A 23,312-nucleotide genomic window follows, 5' to 3' on the forward strand; every position below is an offset into this window, starting at 1 on the left:
ATATTAAAGTTAGTGTTTTATGAGGGGGCACACAATGAATCTAACACAATTACTAAATGACATGACTTTAGATGAAAAAATAGATCAATTCATTCAACTAGCCACTTTCTTCTATGCTGGTGCAGAAACCCAAGGGGAAATTACGGGGCCAATGGAGGATATGGGAATATCGCAAGAAATTATTCGAAATAGTGGTTCTGTACTTGGTGCATCAGGTGCAAAAGAAGTTAAAAATATCCAAAAGGTTCACTTAGAAAACAATAGATTAGGCATACCTTTGCTTATGATGGCTGATATTGTTCACGGATTTAAAACCATCTTTCCAGTCCCATTAGCAATTGGTTGCTCGTGGGATGAAGAGCTTGCGGAGCGCAGTGCGGAAATTGCGGCGAAAGAAGCTGCTGTTTCTGGAGTGCATGTTACCTTTGCGCCGATGGTTGATTTAGTTAGAGATCCACGTTGGGGCAGAGTTATGGAAACGACTGGTGAAGATCCGTACCTTAATAGTAGATTTGCAAAGGCATTTGTAAGAGGATTCCAAGGTGATGACTTAACAAATGATACAGATAGAGTTGCAGCTTGTGTAAAACATTTTGCGGCTTATGGAGCACCTGAGGGCGGACGTGACTATAACACAGTTAACATGTCAGAAAGAGAGCTAAGAGAATATTATCTGCCAGCTTATAAGGCGGCGCTTGATGAAGGTTGTGAAATGGTAATGACAGCCTTTAACACAGTTGATGGTATACCTGCAACAGGAAACAAAAAACTGATGAGAGATTTATTAAGAGAAGAGTGGGATTTTAATGGTGTTATGATCTCTGATTGGGGCGCTGTTAAAGAATTAATACCACACGGTATAGCAGCAGACGAAAGTGAAGCAGCATTTAAAGCGATTAATGCTGGTGTAGATATCGAAATGATGACAGCTTGTTATGTGAAAAACTTAAAGGATTTGGTGGAAGCTGAAGAAGTAAAAGAAGAACTTATCGATGAAGCCGTAATCCGTATACTGGAACTTAAAGAGAAATTAGGATTGTTTGAAAATCCTTATCGAGGTGCTGATGAACAATTAGAAAAAGAAGTGATTATGAGTACAGAGCATCGAGAAGTTGCTTATGAGCTTGCTACTAAATCATGCGTTTTATTAAAGAACGAAGAAATTCTTCCACTTCAAAAAGACAAGAAAATAGCACTTATAGGACCGTTTGCAAATAATGGTGACATACTTGGGCAATGGTCTTGGCAAGGTTCAAAGGAAGAATCTGTAAAGATTTATGAAGGAATGACTAATAAAGTAGGAATAGCTAATGTTCTCACTGCTCGAGGTAGTGGTATTGACTCTGCTACAGATGATCAATTTGCTGAAGCAGTTAAAATTGCAAAGAAAGCAGACGTTATTGTGTTAGCTTTAGGTGAAAAGTCAGAAATGAGTGGTGAAGCAGGGAGTCGTTCCAATATACGCTTACCTGATGTGCAATTAAAGCTAATTGAAGAAATGAAAAAATTGAATAAACCAATCGTTTCTGTATTAATTAATGGACGCCCACTTGACTTACACGGCGTATATGAAGAATCTGATGGCATTTTAGAGGGATGGTTCCCTGGTACAGAAGGTGGAAGAGCTATCGCTGACTTACTCTACGGTGATGTTAACCCTTCCGGCCGTCTGACAATGTCCTTTCCTTACAATGTAGGGCAAGTACCCGTTTATTATAATCACTACAATACAGGTCGTCCAAAGGATGCTCCTGATGCACAGGATCGCTATGTGTCACAATATTTAGATATTCCAAATGAACCTCTTTTTCCATTCGGTTTCGGGTTAAGTTATACGAATTATCAATATAGTGATTTAACTTTATCGACGGACCACTTAACAGCAAACGATGAAATCGAAGTCTCGGTAAAAGTTAAAAACGTAGGCTCTACTAAAGGTGAAGAGGTCGTTCAATTATATGTGCGAGATCTTGTAGGAGAAGTTGTACGACCATTAAAAGAATTAAAAGCATATCAAAAGATTAAATTGAATCCTGGGGAAGAACGAGAAATTACTTTCAGCTTAACAGAGGAACAATTACGTTATTATCATGCAGACCTGTCTTTTGAAAGTGATACAGGTAAGTTCAAAGTATTTGTTGGACCTAATAGCAGGGAATGCTTGGAGCAGTCATTTGATTTAAGAAAATAAAAACATAGGAAAAAATGGGTGTGATAATTTGCACCCTTTTTTCTATTCTACATGTTTTAAGGAGTGTTCGAGAATGATGGAAGTCAAGGATCAAAGTATTGCCATCAATGGCGAACAGGTTATGATTTTTGGATTTAGAGGGTTATAAAAAACAATAAATGGATTTATATTTTAGGGTGTTGGTCTAAATTATCTAGTTTAGACTTTATCCCCCTTCATTCTTTCTCGTTCAATTTTTCTGCGTCGAGTAATAAAGCGTATCATCTTCGTTTTACCTCTTCAAAACTCGTGCTTGTAACAAGGAAGTATCCAAATAGAAATATTATAAATTGTATCGGTAATGAATAAAGGTGATTCCAATTGATTGACTTATAAAATCCTAACCACTCGAAAAACGGTTCACCTATTAATGAGCTAAGAAATGCATAAAAAATAGCTTTTAAAATAGGTGAAATATTTGGTTTTATTTGCACAAGTAATAGAAAAGCAACAGGAAGAAGACTTAAATCCCAAGGGAAGAAAGCTGGCAAAAACGGTATAAGTTCATATCTGTAATCCCAATAACCCAATTCTGTTCCAAAGGAATCTAGGAACATCGAGATAAATATGGTAAAAAAAGCTCCGAGTAGTAAACGGTTAGTGGACTCCTTTTTTCTATATTTCCACCATAAAACCCAAGGAATAATAGATAATATGAAACAAAACCACCATTGCCAAGATAAAAACACATATTCCATCCAAATATTATGATCCTTTTGATTAGCTTCCACTAAAATTTTATAAACATCATCTGTTTTTTTTGCCACTTCTTCTGGAATAATCATTTTAATCATTCCTTTTAATGAACTTTTTAAATCAATGTCACAATATTATAAGGTTAAACTAAAGTCTAGATTTTATTCTAATTATCTCCTACCAATGGTGGTAATATTATGGGTGTAATCCCGTCTACCTGATCTAAACTTAAAATAAGAAGTGGCAAATTTAAACTATTTTCTTAAATGCGGTGAATACTATGAGTTAACTTGAGATGGAGGCATACCCATCCATTTTTTGAACATACGATTAAAATAAGATTGATCACAATACCCTAGATATTCTGCTGCTTCCTTAACAGACATTTGGGTAGTAGTTAATAGATTCCATGCCATGTTTACACGTGTCTGGTGTAAATATTGAATAGGTGTCACACCAATTACTTCTTTAAATAATACCGTAACATAGTTAGGTGATACATTTGCTATTTTGGATAATTCATCAATGGTAATATGATTGCGGAAATTGTATAGGATATACTCTTGTACTTTTCGTACCACAGTTTCCTTTCCAGGTGAAGCACTTTGTTCAAACCTTTCTTGGGAAATTAGCAATAATAATTCCGACAATATATTACGTGATAACTGCTCGTAATACGTTCTTTGACCAAGCCATTGGACATATAAAAAGGCAAAACGTTGCTCAAAATAAGCGGAATTTCTCGGTTTATACCGAAATAATTGATCTTTCGCTGGAAAGGGTAAAGGAAAATCAACCGTTTTGGTTTCAGTAGAAAATAAAACGGTATATTTTCGGTGAGATTTAAATTGATGATTTTTCCAAGCACGGTATAAATTATCGGGTATCCATAAAAACTCTCCCTTTTCTAACTCTAATTGCTTATTTTCGATGTAATAAACTACTTTTCCTTCCGTAACATAAACAAGTGTATATAAGCCACGTGCTTTTTCCGTGCTCCAATATGGATCGATATCATGATATACCCCTTCTATTTTCAACATAAGTCATACTCCTATTTAAGAAAAATTGATGAATTGTACAAATATTGTGATTTTGTTTATTTTAATTATAACGCAATCCTATTATGATATCTATAAAGTAACAATTCACATTGAACGTTTATCCATTCCGATAAATGATCTAGTGTTCTAGTAATAAGATGATGAATTATCCAATACAAAAATGAAAGTGAGGGGATTTTTATGAAAATTTTGTATATTGACATTGATTCGCTACGTCCTGACCACCTTGGAGTATATGGGTACCATCGAAACACGTCGCCAAACATTGATCGAATTGCTAAAAAAGGGGTGACCTTTACAAATTATTATGCATCAGACGCGCCGTGTGCGCCTTCACGTAATGCAATGTTTAGTTCAAGGTTTGGTATTCATACGGGGTCAATTAATCACGGTGGATTAGATGCAGATGTTAGACCAATAGGTGCAGACAGACCATTTAATCATCATCATACTCCTTATCAAGCCTGGGTAGAAGACCTTCGATTTAAGGGTCACCATACGGCAATGATTAGTCCATTTCCTGGTCGACATGCAAAGTGGAATGTACTGGAAGGATTTCTAGAGATGCATGATACGGGAAAACACGCCGGTGAAACAGCAGGGGATGTAGCGAAAGAAGCATTGAAATGGATTAAAGGGCGAGGAACAGAAAAAGAAGACTGGTTCTTATATCTAAATTTCTGGGACCCGCATACCCCTTACCGTACACCAGCGGAATATGGTAATCCGTTTGAACATTCCCCAGCCGCTGATTGGTTGACAGATGATATCATCGCAAAACAGAGAGAAAGTTTTGGTCCAATGAGTGCTCGAGAGTTACCAGCAAGAAATCAATGGCCTAATTTGCCCGAAGAAATCTCTTGTCGTGAAGATTTTAAACGTTGGATTGACGGCTATGATACAGCGATAAGACATGTGGACGACCATGTAGGTCAACTTCTTCAAGCATTAGAAGAGGAAGGAATATTAGAAGAAACAACGATTATTATATCTGCAGACCATGGTGAGAACCAAGGTGAGTTAAATATATACGGAGATCATCAGACAGCCGATCATATTACAAGTCGTGTCCCATTAATCATGGCTGGTCCAGATATAAAACACGGACATATAGATGAAGAATTCCATTATCAAATTGACCTAGGTCCAACATTAGTTGAATTAGTTGGGGCAGAACCACGTGAAAGATGGGATGGAACAAGTTTTCTCCCTACCATTACAAAAGGAGAAGCAGCAGGTCGTGACTATTTAGTAGTTAGTCAAGCTGCATGGAGTTGCCAAAGAGGTGTTCTTTATGATAACTGGATGTTAATTCGAACCTATCATGATGGGTTAAAGGATTTTCCTGATTTAATGTTATTTGATATTGAAAACGATCCACATGAGACAACCAATTTAGTAGAGAAAAAGCCAGAAGTTGTAGCAAAGGGTCTAAGATTATTGGATGAATGGGTGGCCGAACAAATGATTACATCGGATTCTCCAACAGATCCAATGTGGAACGTTATTCAAGAAGGTGGCCCGTTCCATACAAGAGGTAATTTTAACAATTATGTAAAAAAGTTAAGAAATGAAGGTCGAGAAGATGCCGCAGAAATACTAGCAAAACGTCATCAAAAATTTCAAAAAATCTATAAGAAACGTAATTAAGGAGCATTTTTTGCTGGGAAGTCATTTTAAGGAGACAAAATTGGCATGAACTTCGACATCTTATAGAGAAAGGAAAGTGAAAAATGCAATTGAAAGTGATGAGCTTTAATATAAGAGTAGATATTCCAGAGGATGGAATGAATGCATGGGAGTATAGAAAAGTGATGGTTTCCAATATTATAGAAAACCACCATCCTTATGTTTTCGGTATTCAAGAAGGATTGCTAAGCATGATCAAAGATTTAGAAACCAATTTGCCGGAATATCGGTGGATTGGTGATGGCAGAAGAGGTGGTAACGATGATGAATATTGTGCTATCTTCTATGATCATCAAAAGCTAGAATGTATAGATAAAGGACAGTTTTGGTTATCAGATACACCTGAGATACCAAATAGTATCAGTTGGGAAAGCGACTTTCCAAGAATATGCACTTGGGGACATTTTCGTAGTAAACATGACACTGATAGGGAGTTTATTATCTATAATACACATCTTGATCATATCAGCCAATTAGCTAGAGAAAATGGAACCGCTTTAATTTTAGAAAGGGTTCAAAAGCATACGGAAGATTACCAGGTTCCTATTATTTTGACTGGGGATTTGAATAGTGAACCAGATAATTTAGTCATTCGTTTTCTACGTGGAGAGGAAACCATCCAGGAGTTGACTGCTAATTTAAAAGATACATTCAAAGTAGTGAATTGTAAACCAGGTCAGACCTTCCACGATTTTTCAGGGGGGATAAATGGGGAGCCGATTGATTATATTTTTTGCACACCAGAATGTAAGGTGTTAAGTGCAGTTGTTGATAGAAGTAAAATCAATGGAAACTACGCTTCTGATCATTACCCTATTATTGTAACCCTAGAACTTTAGAAATATATGAAGTGAAAAATAAATAGTGAATCATTTTAATAGGAGGAATCATAATGCGAGTACTATTATTAGATTTAGACTCTACAAGACCAGATCACTTAGGTTGTTATGGATATCATCGAAACACAACGCCAAATATAGACCGTGTTGCAAATGAGGGAGTTCGCTTTACAAATTATTACACAACAGATGCTCCGTGTGCTCCTTCAAGAAATGCATTTATGACAGGTCAATTTGGTATTCATACAGGTAATATTGGACATGGTGGCACAGCAGGAGATATGCGAAACGAGGGACCAAGCCGTGAATTCCATGATCAGTTAAAGACGGATAGTTTCCCAAGTATTTTCCGTCAAGAAGGAATGAAAACTGCTTTAATAAGTCCGTTTGCTGAAAGACATTCATCATGGCAATTTTATGCTGGTTTTAATGAAATATACAACACAGGGAAAACGGGAGATGAATCAGCAGAAGAAGTGACGCCGACGGTATTAGATTGGATACAACGTAATGGACAAAAAGATGATTGGTTTTTATATGTGAACTATTGGGATCCGCATACACCATATCGAGCACCAGAAAGTTACGGAGATCCGTTTAAGGATGAACCTTTGCCAGAATGGATTACAGATGATGTCCTCCAAGAGCATATGCAAAGTATTGGACCGCATTCTGCAAGAGAAATCAATATGTATGATAACAATACAAACCCAAAATTCCCACGACACCCTGGTGAAATAACAGACAGAGAAGAGTTGAGAAGAGTGATTGATGGGTATGATACAGGTCTTCGATTTATGGATGACAATATTGGCATGATATTTGCAGAGATGGAAAAGCAGGGACTCATGGAAGATACTGTTATCATCGTAACGGCCGATCATGGAGAAAATTTAGGGGAATTAGGCATTTATGCGGAACATGGTACTGCCGATCAAATGACATGTCGAATCCCAATGATTGTTCGTTGGCCAGGTATGAAAGAGGGACATGTCGACCATGATTTGCATTACCATTTAGATTTTGCCCCAACCGTAGCTGAATTATTAAACCAGAAGCCTAAAGAAAGTTGGGATGGAGAAAGCTATGCGCCGGTACTGTTAAAAGGAGAAAGTTGTGGTAGAGATTATTTAGTTGTTTCTCAAAATGCACATGTATGTCAACGTAGTGTAAGGTTTAGTGATTGGTTGTATATTCGAACTTATCACGATGGATTTCATCTTTTTGACAAAGAAATGTTATTCAATCTTAAAGAAGATCCACATGAACAACATAATGTTGCGAAACATCATCGGGATATTTGTATGCAAGCAGTATATTATTTAAATGAATGGCATGATGATATGATGATGACGATGGATCATGATGTTGATCCGATGTGGACGGTGATACAAGAAGGTGGACCATATCATGCACAAATAAAGGATCTAAAACGATATTTAGACCATTTGAAGAAGACAGGAAGAGAAGAAGGTGCGCAAGCATTAATGAAGAAATATGCAAAAGAGCTTAATATGTAGTATTGTTTTGTTTGTGAGTCATTTTATTGGCTCACAAATTTTTTGCATGTATAGGTCAGACGCTTTTAGATAAAGAATTTTGCCCCAATGAGATTACTAATAATAACAGAACTAGAGCTATATCCTTAGGTGCTGAAAAACATTGTGAATGGTACTGTTACAAAGTACCTAAAGAATATTTATATAGCAACATTCTGGCTGGTAATAGTCAATGACTCTTATAAGTTTCACGATGTAACCTGTTAATTAATTTCCAATTTATGAGGAGTCAAAAGAAAGTACGTCAGACAGCGATCAAGATTCTGATGAAGAACTACCTACAAGTACTACTGATTCACAAGAAGAAAGAGATGTTGATCACTTACTGGATACAGCTACCAACACTTATACAATGCTGTTACTTGGAATTGGATTGTGTTTTTTAGGTACAGTTACCTTTGTAGTGATAAGAAGAAGGTCAATAAGAATATAAGGGGGCTAACTGATTAGAGCCCACCTCTATTTTTGGGGTTGCACGAGTGTTGAGAAAAGTTATTAAGTTTAGGCGGAATCATGAGGTTGATTTGGAATGGATAATATTAAAGCTGTCATGGATGATGCCAGAACAGGTGAATTCTATGAATGGAAGGTAAATCCAGAATCAAAGGCGGGAATAAGTAAAATTGAACTTCCAATTCCGAAAAAAGTAAAGAAAAGACGAGATGTTTTTTAAATCGTTTAACTCATCTAAAAAAAATAAATTTCTGAAAGGGTAACAATTTTCATGTATAGTTAAACTAGGCAATAATAAAGACGTAAGGGAATATGGGGTAGAAAAGGAGGCGTTATTTTGAAAAGGATTATTTTAACGACAGAGAGCGGAGCGGATTTGCCACAAGATGTTGCTGATCGATATACAGTTCAAGTGGTTCCAATGCACGTTATTATGGATGGAAAAGATTATTTAGATGGTTCATTGCCTGTAGAGAATATTTATGACTTTTACGAGCAAACGAAAAAAATACCTTCCACCACTGCGACCAATGTTCATGAATATGAGCAGTTTTTTAAGAAGATCAAAACGAAATATCCAGATTGTGTTATTGTCCATATTGGATATACGTCTAAAGCATCGTCTTCCTTCCAAAATGCCATCATCGCGACGGAAGAAATGGATGATATTTTTCTCATTGACGCGTTGAATGTTACAGGAGGATTAGCAGCCATTGTGATGTATGCGATAGACTTATTAGAAAAAGAACCTGCAATTGAACCAGAAATACTAGTACAAAAAATTCAATACATTGTACCAAAATCCAGATTATCCTTTGTTCCCGGTAGTTTAGAATTTTTAAAAGCGGGTGGAAGAGTTAGTAATCTAGCGTATCTTGGAGGGGCATTGTTAAAAATTAAGCCATGTATTGAATTAATCGATGGAAATCTTGTTTCTACCAAAAAATATCGCGGCAAAATGAGCGTTGTTACAGAAAAACTTATACAAGAGTATTTCAATCAATATAACATTGATAAAGGACAACTATATCTAATTTATTCCATTGGTTTGGATGAAAAAATCAAGGAGAAGATGACAGATATTGCAAAAGAAAATGGTTTTGAAAATATAAAGTGGATGCAAGCTGGTGCGATGATTTCTACTCACGCTGGTCCAGGTGGATTCGGAGTCGCTGGAATAGAAAGAGACTGAGAAACGCAGTGTGATTAGTGTGATTCTGCCTTTTACTTAGTGGAATCTATTATTCATTCTATGTTGTGCTAGGAATCAATCGTAAGACCTAGAACCGTAAAAAACAACCCCTTAATAAAAAAGAGGTTGTTTTTCTTTTGAAATTCGATTATACATTGTAATTGTTGAAAAATTGTTTTACAGAAAAACAAATATATTCTTCTGGATTTTATCAAGTCGTTGATTAGATTTTTTGTTCGCCTTTGATTCCGTTTATAGCATTCTTCATCCCATTAATATCGCTTTTCATATCTTTCATTCCATCTCATATCTGCAATAAAAGTTTTTCCTCCATTTAGCAGCATCTCTCTAACATTTTATGTGTTGAATATAGCAAATTTTATTGAACTTTTAATCAAGATTCTTGGGAAGAGATGGTACATGATAGAGATTTGAAATTCCTGAATCGATAATGAAAAATAAAAAAGGTCGAAAATTGTAATTAATACAAAAAAAATGTATTAATACACAATAATACTCTTGTAATACATTGTTACAATTTTTAAGAGTTAATTGAAAGAAAGGGTTGCAACAGTAGGATATTATTGAAATTAGCATAACTAATCAGTTCTGCTAACCTTTTGTATTAACTATGAAATCAAAACAAAGATATAAAAAAGTTAATTTTATAAATGAAACAAGTATTGACTTTTATGAAATGAAAGCGTATTCTATATTTAAAGTTACAGAAAAACTGTAATTAAACATTTTATTTGTAACTTAGAGAAACCCAATAAAAGGAGGAGTCAATATGAAGAAGGGCTTTAGTGGACTTATTGGTTTGTTGTTTGTTGCGTTGATATTGGCCGCATGTTCTGATGATTCTGGGTCAGCTGGAAATGATGTAGAAATTCCGGAAGGCGCTACTGAAGTGGTTATGTGGAACTTGTTTGGTGGTGGAGATGCAGAGTACATGGAGGATATCGTTACGGAGTTTAATGACAGTCAAGAAGAGTATTTTGTTAATAATGTACAGCAAGAGTATGACGAATATTATACAAAATTACTGACAAGTGTTGGATCGGGAAAAGGACCGGATCTAGGTATCGCTCACAGTCATGTTTTGCCTGAATTAGTTAGCCAAGGACTTGTAACCAATATTGATGATTATGCTGCGGATGTAGGACTTAACTGGGATGAGTTTAACCAAAATGTATTAGATGTCACCATCTATGATGGAAATAATTATGCGGTGCCAATTGATACTCATCCAGAAATTATGTTTATTAACAATGATCTTGTTGAAGAAGCTGGTCTTCTCAATGATGACGGTACACCAAAGTTTGAAGAGACACCAGAAGGATTTATTGATTTCTTAACTTCTCTTAAAGAAACATTGCCAGAAGATAAAATGGCTTTTGCGTTTCCGTCTACAGGTGAAGATCCATACCGGATTTGGTGGGCGTTATATAACCAGATGGGAGGAGAAAACTTAGTTTCCGGTGATTTGGAAAATCCAACGTATGCTTTAGATCATGAGAAAGCGATTGAAGCAGCGAAATATATCTATGACTTATACCATACACATGAAGTTACACCTTTAGATTTAGCTGATTTTTACAGTGATTTCCAATCTGGGAATGCTGCTGTAATGTCTACTGGTGTTTGGGCAACCGGTATTTGGGAAACTACGGATGACCTTAACTTTACACCAATGCCTTTCCCTAATATGTTTGGCCAAGAGGCGGCATGGGCAAGCTCTCATACATTCGTATTACCATATTATGATGATGCTGATGAAGACTCGCAAAAAGGTGCCGTTGAATTCATGAAATTTGCTACGGATAATGGCGCTGATTGGGCTAGAGCTGGACATATTCCTGCTAAAGATACTGTACTAGAATCAGAAGAATTTAAGGATATGCCATACCGCAGCGAGTACGCTGAAGTTGCCGATTATGTAAAATATGTGGACCGTACTGTTCATGCGCGCGGAATTCAGGATATTGTTGTACGTAATTTAGATACGTACTGGGCAGGAAATGCTACTGCTGAAGAAGTATTCTCTATGATTGAGCAGGAAGTAACAGATCTTATAGCAGAATAATAAACAAAGTAAACAGATTACTTAGCAGCCTGGTCCTGGACATTCATCGTTCACTAATGATAATACCATGATATTGGATGGCTAGGATCAGACTCTCTTTCTTTTTCCATCCTTATAACAGGAGGTCTAATTATGATAAAGAAACAATGGATCCAAGATTTAAAAGCGATTCCTTTCTTATTACCATTCTTTGTTGCTTATATGATCTTTACGATATTTCCGATTTTCAAAGGTCTAGAGATGAGTCTGTATGATTGGACTTTAGTTCGAAAATTAGAATTTGTTGGATTAGAAAATTATATAAAAATGTTTACAGATCGACATTTTTGGCGAACGTTATGGAACACCACTTTCTTTGTAATATTGACAACACCGACGATGGTCTTATTGGCTTTAGGTCTAGCACTATTATCTAACCTAAACACAAAACTTAAAACATTTTTCCGTGGTTCCTTTTTTATACCAAGTATTTTATCTGTTTCTGTTATTTCATTTCTCATGATTTTTATGCTTCAACCCTATAACGGATTGGTAAACAATGTCATTCAAATGCTTGGCATTGATGCGGAGCCAAAGTGGATGGCAGATCAAGGATTAGCATGGGTGACCATTGTTGTCGTTACCTTATGGTGGACGGTTGGTTTCAATATGATTTTATTCCTAGCCGCATTACAGGATATTCCTGAGTCGCTATATGAAGCTAGTGAAATAGACGGTGCTTCTCGTTGGGATATGTTTAAGTATATTACATTACCGCAGCTTATTCCGATTGGTCGCGTAGTTCTTCTGTTACAAATACTAGCGTCATATAAAGTGTTTGCACAGATTCTATTAATTACTGGTGGTGGACCTGGCGGGGCAACAAGACCGTTAATTCAATATATTTATGAAGTCGGGTTTAATCAAAATAACTTAGGTTATGCTGCAACGATGTCTTATGCGTTATTCTTTATTTTATTAATTCTCTCTATTATTCAATTAAAGAGTCAAAGATCGGGGGAGAACTAAATGAGTGATCCACAATTAAGTAATGAAGCAGCTGTCCGAGTGAAGAAAACTAAAAGTACGGTATTACAACGAAATCGTGATCCTAAATTAGGATTGAAGGTAACGTTAGGATTTATTGTAGCGTTAATCTTTATTTCCCCTATCATTTGGATGTTGTTTGTTTCGGTTAAGCCGAATGGTTTTTCTACAACTCAGCCATTAGAATGGTTTTTGCCACCGTATACGCTCTATAACTATGTAGATATTATGTTTGGTAGTTTAATCTTTCGTTGGTTATTTAATAGTTTAATTGTAGCGGTAATTACGACCGTTTTAACATTGATTATAACGTCACTAGCGGCATTTGCTATTTCGCAAATGAAGTTTCGCTTCAAAAACTTTATCTTTATTTTCTTTCTATTGGGGTTAATGATTCCTGGAGAGGCAACCATTATCCCACTTTATGAGGTTGCAAAGAGCTTTGGATTGATAGATACGTATGCGGGTTTAATCTTACCGATGATAGCATCACCACTAGGTGTAATTATATTGAAAAGCTTTTTTGATAATGTACCAAAAGAAGTAATCGAGAGTGCCATTATCGATGGATGTTCCTATTTTAAACTATTTTACAAGATAGTTTTACCATTAGCGAAACCAGCCTTATCGGCGATAGGTATCTTTACTTTTATCGGTTCATGGAATAACTTTTTATGGCCATATTTATCGATACTGTCTGAGACCTTGTACACTTTACCAGTAGGTTTACCAGTATTTAATTCTACCTATTCACAAGCGTATGTACAGCCAATGACAGCAAATGCAATAGCATCTATACCAGTAATAATTGCATTCTTACTTTTTGAAAAACAAATTGTAAAAGGAATTAGCTTTACAGGAATTAAAGGATAACAAAGGAGAATTCACATGACAGAAAATACAATTACTTATCAAAGAACAGAATACCCACGACCGCAATTTCAACGTGATAGTTGGATCAATCTAAATGGAACATGGAAGTTCGCATTTGATGATCAAAATACAGGGGAAAGTGATCAATGGCATCAGAATTTGACTGAAACAACGGATATACAAGTACCATTTACGTATGAAACAAAAGCAAGTGGTATAGGAGAAGAAAAATTCCACCCCTATGTATGGTATCAAAAATCATTTGAGGTACCAGTTGATCAAATTGGTAAAAAAGTGATGCTACGATTCCAGGCATCGGATTATCTGACAAAAGTATGGGTGAATGGGGAATATATAGGCAGTCATACAGGTGGAAATGCTGCATTTTCATTCGATATTACTAACGCTGTTAAAGCAAACGCAAAAAATGAACTCATTGTGAAAGTGGAGGATAGCAACAGCTGTTATCAACCGAGAGGGAAACAAAGATGGAGAGAGGATAATTTCGGTTGTTGGTATGTACAGACAACAGGGATTTGGCAAACGGTTTGGTTGGAATTTCTCGAAAATAGAAATATTGAAAATGTAAAGATTACACCGAATATCGATACGAATTCAGTAGTCTTTGATTACTCGATAGCAGGTAACATGGATGAACAACTTAGAGTAGAAACAACGATTTATTTTAAAGGCGAAAAAGTGAAACAATTTTCGTTCACACCAAACCGTTCTACGATGCACTTTGAAGTAGATTTATTAGCTGAAATACATGAATGGAAGATTATGCACTGGGCACCTGAACATCCCAATTTATATGACGTGACCTTTTGTTTATATGAAAATGATCGGTTACTAGATGAAGTTAACTCCTATTTTGGTATGCGAAAAGTATCGATAAAAGATGGCAAAGTACTTCTAAACAACCGCCCTATCTATCAGAAGCTTTTATTAGATCAAGGGTATTGGTTAGACACGATGCTAACGCCACCTTCTGATGAAGCGATGATTGAAGACATCGAGAAAACACTGGAAATGGGTTTTAACGGGGTGCGGAAACACCAAAAATTAGAAGATGAACGCTTTTTGTATTGGTGTGATCGTAAAGGGTTATTGGTTTGGTCTGAGATGGCTGCAACGTATGAGTATTCAGATCAAGCTGTGGAGAACTTTACCCAAGAGTGGTTAGACATTATGCAACAACATTATAATCATCCATCGATCATCACATGGGTGCCGTTTAATGAATCCTGGGGAGTGCCAAATATCGCAACTAATAAAAAAGAACAAGCTTTCACAGAGTCTATATACTATTTAACTAAATCGATTGATCCTGAGCGACCTGTTATTGTCAATGATGGTTGGGAACATACGATTTCAGACATTATTACTCTACATGATTATGAGGAGTTTGGTGAAAGATTTTTAGATCGATATCAAGATAAAGAAACCATTGTAAATAATGAAATACCTCATAATAATCATAAGTATGCTTTTGCTAATGGTTATGAGTACAAAGGGCAACCAATTATCATTTCCGAATACGGTGGCATTGCTTTTAATGAAGGAAGCGGCTGGGGATATGGTAATCAAGTGGAAACAGAGGAACAATTTCTAAATCGTTACCGGAGTATTACGGATGCTATCAAAGAAATTCCATATATCTCGGGTTATTGTTATACACAAATAACAGATGTTCAACAAGAAATCAATGGTTTATTAAAAGAAGATCGAACTCCAAAAATTGCACTAGATAAAATAAAAGAAATCAATGATTAAAACTTCTAAGGGATTGTTCTAAGCCAAAGAGCAATCCCTATTTATCACGATGCTAATCGTCCGTAAAATCCCCACTTCAAGGTTCGAGTAAATCAAAGAAGCTAAGTGGGGGATATAACGGACGCTAACACCCTGATAAGATTCACTAACCATCAGTGGGGGTCAAAAACCCCCACTGATGGAAGTGTCACTTTATAAATTTTAAGGGAGTGATTGTCATAAATGGTCGCGACCATTCTGTTGATTATTTTAAAGGGCTTTTAGTGATTGGTATGGTATATACCCACGTACTTCAATTTTTCAGTGATGAATCTATTTTTTTATCGATTCCATATATTACGCAATTTTTTAATTTAATTACCTTTTCAGGATTTGTATTTTGCTTTGGATATGTGTGTCAACTAGCTTATTATTGTAAGCCTTTTCGATCTGTTTATCAGAAAATGCTGATGAATGGGTTAAAGACACTATTGGCATTTTATTTATCAGGTATAGCCTTTCAAGTATATGTTGGCAATCAACCACTAGATAGCGAAACAATTATGCCAATTTTGCTCTTGCAAGCTATTCCTGGCTGGTCTGAATTTTTAGTTTCTTTTTCTTTGATTATTCTTTTGGGACTGGCATTATTTCATGTTTTCAGATGGATTTCTAATCGACCGCTTTTGTTTTGGGTTATATGCGCTCTTCTTTTACTAACGACTTGGATTGACTATAGTATAGTAACGATTCCGCAACTAGGGTTATTAGTAGGAACAACAGACATTGTAACCTATCCAGTTGTACAATATTTGCCATTTTATCTGATTGGTGTCTATTTTGCGAAATACCGAATCGGTTTCCAGTTGAAATATTTATTCATTTCTTCAGTTGGTACGCTTCTTTTTATCTATTATCTCTTAACAAGGGATATGCAGTTACCTGAAAGATTTCCACCGAGTATATTTTGGATTATGGGACCAACTTTGATTCTTTATGTCTATTACCTTCTTTCAAAGGTATTGGATCGTTGGCAAAAGGGATTAGGAATACTAAGGTTGATGGGAGAAAACGTACTTGTCTACTTACTGCTCAGTAACCTATTTATTTTTTCTTTGGATAGCTCATTACATTTATTTTTGATCGGACCATGGAAGGGATTCTTCTTTAGTCTCATGCTATTATTAGTGATTACTTTTTTCATTACGTTAACGAATAAAGTACCAAGAAACCAGTCACGATTAAAGGTTACACGAAATAAGGCAGAACAAGATCAGCCTACCCAAAAAATAACTAGTGGTTAAAATCTAGCAACTTTTTCACTAGTTTATCAAAGGGGGTGATTTATTCAGGAAAGGTGGTCAAGAAAAATGACTATATTATTTTTATCAAACGAAAAAAAGGAGTGCCTTTATTGAAAAAAATGGTTGGTTTACTGTTTATTACTGTCTTAGTGCTATCTCTAAATGTTTTAAGTAAAGATTCTAGTATTCTAGCATCATCAGATCCTATCCAAATAGATGGGAATGACAAACCCGGAAATGAACAATTACCAGATGAATTAAAGGAACTAAAGCAATTTAAGTTGGAATTGGATGATAGTTCGCTTGAAAGTGGCTCGTATCATGATGGAACGATTCATATTGACTTTCATGACAGTAAAACATTTGATTGGCAGTCTGATATTGGCATAAAGTATGTATTTGTTAAAGGTGGTAATGCAGGAAATCTCTATAGTTATAATCAGGAGGATACAATGGATTATGAGTTAAACGCTCCAAAAAATAACGGTGAACAACAAGCAGACATCGGTCACATAACATTTTACTACGAGGAAGAACCAGCACAACTATTTGAAAATCCTGTGATAGGTAATGGGGCAGACCCGTGGATTGTAAGACATACAGATGGCTATTATTACTATACAAATACGACCGGGAACAATATAACCATTTGGAAATCCAAAACAATTTCAGGGTTACAAAATGCAGAGAGTAAAGTTGTTTGGACGCCAGAACAAGGAGCCCCTAATAGTGCACATATATGGGCACCAGAAATCCACTTTATTGATGACAAATGGTATATCTACTTTGCCGCCTCAGGTGGTGACATGGAAAAACAACGCATGCATGTACTAGAATCAGAAACATCTGATCCATTTAGTGACTATTCTTACCCAGAAGGGACTATCTATGGAAAGATAACGACACCTTCTGATAAATGGGCAATTGATGGAACGATTTTGGAAATGGATGGCGAGTACTACTTTGCTTGGTCTGGTTGGGAAGGTGATGTCAATGTGCGTCAGGATATTTATATTGCGCCAATGGCGAATCCATGGACGATAAGCGGTGAAAGAGTAGAATTATCAAGACCAGAATATGATTGGGAAAAGATCGGGGAACCACTTATCAATGAAGGTCCACAATTTTTAAGAAATAATGACGGCGAGCTATTCCTGATTTATTCTGCTAGTGGAAGTTGGACCGACGATTATAAATTAGGGATGTTAACATTTACTGGATCAGACCCACTTGACCCTGACGCATGGGAGAAGAGTTCGGAACCTGTATTTGAAAAAGATCCGGAAGTTGGTGTCTATGGTCCTGGACATAATGGTTTCTTTAAATCACCAGATGGAACGGAGGATTGGATCATTTACCATGGTGCAAAATTTCAGGGATCAGGTTGGGATCGAAATGTAAGAATGCAAAAATTCACTTGGAATGATGACGGTACACCAAACTTTGGCAAACCTGTCGCAACTGGAACATTACTAGAGGTTCCATCAGGTGAACAGGCAGGAACGCTAACGCCTGCACTTCCAGTAGGTCATAAATTTGAAGCAGAAGATGCTACGGTTAATCGTGCCAGCATAGTAGAGAATACATCGGCTTCCAATGGAGCAAAGGTTGGTTATATTGATTATGCTGATAGTTTTATAGAATTTGATGTGGATCTTCCAGCGGGAGATTACACATTGAAAGTCAGATATGCAAATGGTATGGGAGAACCATCTTCCCATCATGTCTCTGTAAACGATAATCCAATGGGTGAAGTTATTTATAATAGCTATGGCTGGGATAGCTGGTATTTTGCTGAAAAAGATATTAGTCTCGATAGCCAAGAAAATAAAATTAGACTAACAAAAGGAAATCTATTTGCAGAGATTGATTTTATTGAACTAGTTCCAAAAAATCCAGAATTTAGATATGAAGCAGAACATGCAAAATTAAGTAACGTAACCATTATTAATACGTTTGCTGTATCCAATAAGCAGAAAGTGAACTTTACTAGTAATGATAGTAATTTGGAGTATCGGATAAATGTGGAAGAATCAGGAACATACAACTTACATCTAACCTATAGCAACGATACCAATGATATCAGTACACAGGAAGTTATTATTAACAACAATGAATTGGGTGAAATAGAGTTTCCGCCAACTGGTGATAAGTTGGATAATGTCTCTATCCCAGTAGAGTTAGAAGCGGGAATACAGACGATTACATTATCACAAAACACGGGAGAATTAGCTTTAGATTATATGCAATTAACACAATAATTTAATAGCCATCTGACCTAAGATACTAGGTTAGATGGCAGTTCTATCAAATAAAATAAAAAAAGGAGAATACTACTTTGAAATTATTTCGAATATTTCTTTTCTTTGCTGGAATTTTGGCGATACCAAGTATGTCGTTTGCTTATAGTAATCCATTTGATGATTTACCTGAATCTTGGAAATGGGATGACGGAGTCTTTTATGGTGAAGGCGATCCTTATATTTTAAACCACAATGGAACGTATTATCTTTATGTAAGTACAGTTGACGATAAAAGCGGTGTGAAGGCGTGGACATCAGAAGATCTAGTCAATTGGGAATATGCCGGCCTTGTTACAGAAGAGCCAAGTACATTAGCTGCCTATGCTCCAGAAGTTACCTATTGGAATGGTGCATTTTATATGTATACTTCACCTGGAGGAAATGGACATTACGTCTATAAAAGTGAAAGCCCCCTAGGTCCTTTTGAGTTGCAGACTGAAAACCTCGGCATGGGTATTGATGGCCATGTATTTATTGATGATGATGGTCAGTGGTATTTTTATGGTACCGGTCAGGATTATATCAGTGCACATGAAATGGAAGACCCTTATACATTTGGCCCGGAAATAAACACTGGTGCGGAAATGAATGGTTGGACAGAAGGGGCGACCGTATTCAAAAGACATGGACATTATTATATGACGTATACTGGTAATCATGTCTGGAGTAACGCCTATAGAATTGACTATGCTACAAGTGACTCACCAACCGATAACTTTGAAGGAAGCGATTCTCAAAATCCGATCTTAATTAACTCGGAAGGATCAAATGTTGGATTAGGCCATAATTCAATAATAAGTGGCCCGGATCTTGATTCAGAGTTTATTGTCTATCATAGTCATGCAAAGCCGGGAAGATTTATGAATATCGACCGGATTGGCTGGAATGGCGGTAAAATGGTCGTGCTCGGACCAACTACATCTGAACAGTCTGATCCACAATTACCGGATTTTAATGATCGTTTTAAACGAGAGGAAGTTGGTTCAGAATGGTCTACAATTAATGGTGGAGATTGGTCGATTGTAAACAATGATGACTTATACGCAATGGAACAAGCTACAATCGATGACGATTCATGGTATCGACAAGTAACTGCACATAAGACAGAGGCGAATTATACAGCAGAATTCAATGCCAACATGATAGAAAAAGGAGATAGCTCTAATCCACGTTTTGGTGCAGTATTCTCCTATCAAGATGAGGATAATTATGGACTTGCTGTATTAAGCCCTGATAACAATAGACTGGAAACCTTTTTTCGTGTGGATGGTGTAGAGCTAGAATGGGAAACATCATCACTACCTGAAGACTTTGATTATACAGCTTTGCACAAAATAAGAGTAGAAAAAGAAGATACAGAATTCAAGATTTATGTAGATGGCATGCATAAACAAACGAGGGACATTAAAGATCTAGTGGGTGGAAAGATTGGCTACACGACGATGGACGTTCATGCTTCCTTTGGTTATATCGCAACGAGTAATCAAGTGAATGGAAGTAATATATTTGATGTGTACAAGCCTTTACCAGGTACCATCGAGGCTGTTCATTATAATTCCGGTGGGGAAGGAAAAGGATATCATTCCACAAAAGATGAAGTATCAGATACTTACCGAAAAGATCACGTTAACATCGGTCCTAATCCTGAAGGTGGCTTAAGTGTGAATTCCCTACAACAAGAAGAATGGCTTAATTATAACGTCAATATCGAGGAAGAAGCTACCTACGACTTTAACATAAGAATGGCAACAGCTGAAGAAGGTTCAAAAGTGAGGCTGTCGTTAGATGATGATACGGACTTAACTGGTGTTGTAGACGTTCCAAATACAGAGGATCAGTGGCAGAACATTTCGATTGATAAAGTCTCACTACCTCAAGGAAAACATTCTATTAAGGTAGAAGTAATCGAAGGGGAAGTAAATTTTGCCAGCTTTGATGTGATCAAACATCAGCCTGTATCCCTTTTGTTCGATGATTTTAATGACGGTTTAGACACTGGCTGGGATAGATATGAAGGTTCTTGGAGAGTCGATACAAATATGGATTCAGCAAGCGCGTTCGATGCCCCTAAACCAATTCCAGGTTCGATTGAAGCAGCTTATTATCTTCCTGGTGGTGAAGGAGTAGGATATCATGATCGAACGACAGAAAACATCGGTGGTGAACTGAGAACAGATTCAGTCGATATTAGAGAAAAGCCGGGTGGAGGTTATGTTGTTGGCTGGAATCAAACCGATGAATGGTTAAAGTATAATGCAGATATCCAAGAAAGTGGATTATACAATTTAGAAATTGAATTGGCTACAACTTTTACCGATGCAGAAGTGAGACTATGGTTAGATGATGACATCGATCTTACAGGTGTCGTAGATGTCCCGAATACAGGAGGTTGGAATAATTGGCAAACACTTACGATCAAAGACATAGAGCTTCCAGAAGGTGAACATACCTTAAAATTAGAAATTGTTACGGGGGAATTTGATATTTCCACCCTTAACTTTAGATCGTTCGATGTACACAAAGCCTTACCAGGAATGATCGAAGCAATTGATTATAATTTAGGTGGCGAAGGAGTTGCCTATCATGATAAGACAGAAACAAATGCCGGTGGCGAATTTAGAGATGACGGAGTCGATATTAAACAAGATCCTGAAGGTGGATTTGCCATCGACAGTTTTGAAGAAGGTGAATGGATAAATTACAATGTCAACGTGGCTGAAACAGGTCAATATGATCTTGATTTGATAGCTGATAATGCAAATGAAAATACACAAGTAAGAATTCTGTTAAATGATGAAACAGATGTAACCGGTAATGTTGATATTCCTGTTACAGAAACCGATACGTGGATGCAAGTACCTATAAAAGACCTTGAACTACCTGAAGGAAAACACACATTAAAAATAGAGGTTGTTTCTGGTGAACTGTCCTTTTCCAAAATGATCTTCCACACATTTGATCAACATTATGAATTACCAGGAAAAGTAATGGCTGTCGATTATATGACAGGTGGAGAAGGTGTAGCCTACCATGATAATACACCTGGAAATATTGGGGGGTATTATCGATATGATGGGGTGGACATACGTAATCACCCGGATGGTACGTTTAATATCGGTTGGAATCAAGCGGAAGAATGGTATAAGTACAAGGTAGATATCGCAGAAGCTGGTGAATACGTATTAGATTTAAGTGTTACTAGTGATGTACAAGATAGCCAAGTAAGAGTATGGTTAGATGATGAAATAGATCTCACAGGTATCATCGATATTCCGCAAACTGGTGGAATGGATAACTGGACAAGTGTTATAAAAGAAAATATTTCATTACCAGAAGGTCAACATACGATTACAGTAGAAACAGTAAGTGGTGAATTTGATTTTCATCGTTTCACTTTTCACAATAGTGACGAGTATGAAGTAGTGGAACAAGAAGGTGTCTATCGTTCAGGAGCAGGTACCTTTGGTAAATCTGTAACTGGTGTCAGTGCGTGGAGCAACTATATTGTCGAAACTGATATGCAGGTTGTGAATGGTGAAGGTGATGGCGGGATCTTGTTTAGAGCAAACAATCCAGGCCATGGTACAGAACTTAACCATAATAGTCCTGATATGGTGCAAGGCTATGTAGCTTATATCAATAATGATGGCGTACATCTAGGAAAGCTTAATTATAATTGGAACTATTTAGATGGTGTCAGCCTTGATGAACCTATTGATGAATGGCAGCATGTTAAGGTTGCTGTCAATGGAACGAACATTAAGGTGTATGTTGGTGATATGGAACATCCAAAAATTGATTATACCGATCATAGTGCTACAGCATTTACCCACGGAAAAGTAGGAGTCCGTAGTTTCTATAGTGATACAAAGTATGATAATTTTCTTGTTAGGCCATATCCTGACTTTGACTCAACAAAAGAATTATTGGAAAAGTTTCATGATGATGATGACATTGATGATACTTTCTACGAGTTACTTCAAGATAAATTGAAGCAAGCACAGCAGCATCAAGAGAAAGGGAAAGTTGAACAGGCGACAAAGCAGTTAGGTGATATGCTTAAGCATTTAGACAAGCAGAAAGAGAACGGGAAAATTTCTGATTTTGCATATCAAATTATTTATGATAGTGTGCAGCAGATGGTTGAAAACAAATAATGTTATTACAATTGTGTGGGCTTATTCTGTTTTGGATAAGCCCTTTTTTTGCTATATTATGTTTGGGGTGTAGAGACAATTCAGAC

The 23,312-nt window shown here is 36.6% G+C and carries 15 protein-coding genes; 13 read left to right on the forward strand and 2 right to left on the reverse strand.

What is annotated here, in order from left to right; genetic code table 11:
* Positions 1-34: 34 nt before the first annotated feature.
* Positions 35-2,191, forward strand: a complete 2,157-nt coding sequence (gene bglX / locus GI584_RS05925) for a beta-glucosidase BglX (protein ID WP_153790595.1) — start codon at positions 35-37, stop codon at positions 2,189-2,191.
* A gap of 260 nt (positions 2,192-2,451) precedes the next feature.
* On the opposite strand, the gene GI584_RS05930 is transcribed toward bglX, so the two are convergent.
* Both GI584_RS05930 and GI584_RS05935 read right to left on the reverse strand, forming a co-directional pair.
* Positions 2,452-3,015: a CBO0543 family protein gene (locus tag GI584_RS05930; RefSeq protein WP_153790596.1), complete on the reverse strand. Its 564-nt coding sequence runs from the start codon at positions 3,013-3,015 to the stop codon at positions 2,452-2,454.
* A gap of 189 nt (positions 3,016-3,204) precedes the next feature.
* Entirely contained in the window at positions 3,205-3,969 is a 765-nt protein-coding gene (locus GI584_RS05935) for a helix-turn-helix domain-containing protein (protein WP_153790597.1), read from the reverse strand.
* A 201-nt stretch (positions 3,970-4,170) separates the two neighbouring features.
* Here GI584_RS05935 and GI584_RS05940 point away from each other — a divergent pair, with 201 nt between their 5' ends.
* The 12 genes from GI584_RS05940 to GI584_RS05995 all read left to right on the forward strand — a co-directional run bounded on the left by GI584_RS05940 (position 4,171) and on the right by GI584_RS05995 (position 23,226).
* On the forward strand, positions 4,171-5,640 hold the full coding sequence (locus GI584_RS05940; RefSeq protein ID WP_153790598.1) for a sulfatase family protein: 1,470 nt from the start codon (positions 4,171-4,173) through the stop codon (positions 5,638-5,640).
* 83 nt (positions 5,641-5,723) lie between these two features.
* Positions 5,724-6,518 (forward strand): endonuclease/exonuclease/phosphatase family protein, encoded by a 795-nt coding sequence (locus GI584_RS05945; RefSeq protein WP_153790599.1) that lies wholly within the window; start codon positions 5,724-5,726, stop codon positions 6,516-6,518.
* A 53-nt stretch (positions 6,519-6,571) separates the two neighbouring features.
* On the forward strand, positions 6,572-8,038 hold the full coding sequence (locus tag GI584_RS05950; RefSeq protein ID WP_153790600.1) for a sulfatase family protein: 1,467 nt from the start codon (positions 6,572-6,574) through the stop codon (positions 8,036-8,038).
* Between the two features lie 568 nt (positions 8,039-8,606).
* Positions 8,607-8,750 (forward strand): hypothetical protein, encoded by a 144-nt coding sequence (locus GI584_RS05955; RefSeq protein WP_153790601.1) that lies wholly within the window; start codon positions 8,607-8,609, stop codon positions 8,748-8,750.
* Positions 8,751-8,867: 117 nt separating this feature from the next.
* Positions 8,868-9,722 (forward strand): DegV family protein, encoded by an 855-nt coding sequence (locus tag GI584_RS05960; RefSeq protein WP_153790602.1) that lies wholly within the window; start codon positions 8,868-8,870, stop codon positions 9,720-9,722.
* A gap of 790 nt (positions 9,723-10,512) precedes the next feature.
* Entirely contained in the window at positions 10,513-11,808 is a 1,296-nt protein-coding gene (locus tag GI584_RS05965) for an extracellular solute-binding protein (protein WP_100361563.1), read from the forward strand.
* Positions 11,809-11,940: 132 nt separating this feature from the next.
* Entirely contained in the window at positions 11,941-12,816 is an 876-nt protein-coding gene (locus tag GI584_RS05970) for a carbohydrate ABC transporter permease (protein ID WP_100361562.1), read from the forward strand.
* Positions 12,817-13,707, forward strand: coding sequence for a carbohydrate ABC transporter permease (locus tag GI584_RS05975; protein WP_153790603.1), 891 nt, complete (start codon positions 12,817-12,819; stop codon positions 13,705-13,707).
* 15 nt (positions 13,708-13,722) lie between these two features.
* Positions 13,723-15,483: a glycoside hydrolase family 2 protein gene (locus GI584_RS05980; RefSeq protein WP_153790604.1), complete on the forward strand. Its 1,761-nt coding sequence runs from the start codon at positions 13,723-13,725 to the stop codon at positions 15,481-15,483.
* A gap of 209 nt (positions 15,484-15,692) precedes the next feature.
* Complete coding sequence (locus tag GI584_RS05985) at positions 15,693-16,766, forward strand: acyltransferase family protein (protein ID WP_153790605.1); 1,074 nt, start codon at positions 15,693-15,695, stop codon at positions 16,764-16,766.
* Between the two features lie 119 nt (positions 16,767-16,885).
* Positions 16,886-19,027: a family 43 glycosylhydrolase gene (locus GI584_RS05990; protein WP_228552408.1), complete on the forward strand. Its 2,142-nt coding sequence runs from the start codon at positions 16,886-16,888 to the stop codon at positions 19,025-19,027.
* A 77-nt stretch (positions 19,028-19,104) separates the two neighbouring features.
* Positions 19,105-23,226 carry a carbohydrate-binding protein gene (locus GI584_RS05995; RefSeq protein ID WP_228552352.1) on the forward strand — a complete coding sequence of 1,374 codons (4,122 nt, stop codon included), beginning with the start codon at positions 19,105-19,107 and terminating at the stop codon, positions 23,224-23,226.
* Positions 23,227-23,312: the final 86 nt, after the last annotated feature.

This window comes from Gracilibacillus salitolerans, from assembly GCF_009650095.1.
Lineage (GTDB): Bacteria > Bacillota > Bacilli > Bacillales > Amphibacillaceae > Gracilibacillus > Gracilibacillus salitolerans.